We start from the raw sequence: 1,056 nt of genomic DNA, 5'->3' as shown, positions 1-1,056 counted from the left end.
TAATTATTTAAAATAACTAACTATTTTAAAAACCATCCACAAGAAAAACCAAGTTAAAAACAAAATCACAATTCAAACACCAACCATCAAAGTTAAATATTCATTTTGCGTTAAATTCCACATTGTAATACTTTCAACATTCGTTTTATCTATAAACAAAAATATATGAATAAAAAACTCTTTTAATTTAATTCAATCATTTTGCATTTTTAAAAACTCCACATTTTTTGAATAAGTTTAAAAAACATTCCAAAAAAACAATAAATAACACAAACGATATAACATATAAAAACTCAGGGGCATTTGAACCAATAATATAACTAACAAATTGAACTCAATAATCATATAAACTCATTTAATTTAAGTCTTTCAAATCATTAATTAATTCTTGTTCTTTTTCAACACTTCAATTTGTTAAATTATTATTGTTATTATTTGTTTTTACTTTTTTAGGTTCACTTAAAAATAATGCTTCTTTCATATTAGTAGAGTAATTTTGTTTATATTGATTATATAAATTGATTAATTCTGTTCCAGTTAAATACTTTCAAATATGGCGTTTTAAATTTTCATCATATTTTACAATAGGGTAAGAATTATCATAAATCAAACCGATTGCTACTTGTTCCAAATATTTTTCACTCGGATAAATAAACTTATTACTCAATCAAAAACCAATATGACGATTATGATTAGGTAAATTAATAAAACTTGCTTTATCTGTTATAAAAGGGATAAATTCCTTATCAATAAAGTAATTTTCTATATTCTGATTTTTCTTAACAAAATTACTCAATTTTATCAACTTCTTTCTTTAATTTTTTTTAAATCCTTTATTTAAATCTATATGTTCCGAAATAGTTAGAACAATTACCAAAATTACAGAAACAAACCATGAAACTAATGCCAAAATAAAAATTTTTTTATTGTTATTATTTATATTTAAAATAAAAACATAAACTAACACAACTGAACTTATAAAAAGAAAAATATATAAAAATCAAGCAACAAAATTAACTAAAATATATCATTTTTTATTTTTTTATATTCCTTAGT

2 protein-coding genes are annotated in these 1,056 nt (G+C 20.4%); both read right to left on the bottom strand.

Translation table 4 applies throughout. The annotated features are described in order from the left end of the window. Positions 1-3: 3 nt before the first annotated feature. Positions 4-207 (bottom strand): DUF2649 family protein, encoded by a 204-nt coding sequence (locus C6B38_RS04845; protein WP_105298856.1) that lies wholly within the window; start codon positions 205-207, stop codon positions 4-6. Between the two features lie 148 nt (positions 208-355). After that, positions 356-796 carry a DUF3627 domain-containing protein gene (locus C6B38_RS04840; protein WP_105298855.1) on the bottom strand — a complete coding sequence of 147 codons (441 nt, stop codon included), beginning with the start codon at positions 794-796 and terminating at the stop codon, positions 356-358. Positions 797-1,056: the final 260 nt, after the last annotated feature.

It is taken from the genome of Spiroplasma sp. ChiS (genome assembly GCF_002968355.1).
GTDB lineage: Bacteria > Bacillota_I > Bacilli_A > Mycoplasmatales > Mycoplasmataceae > Spiroplasma > Spiroplasma citri.
This window is presented reverse-complemented; position numbering and strand designations above follow the sequence as displayed.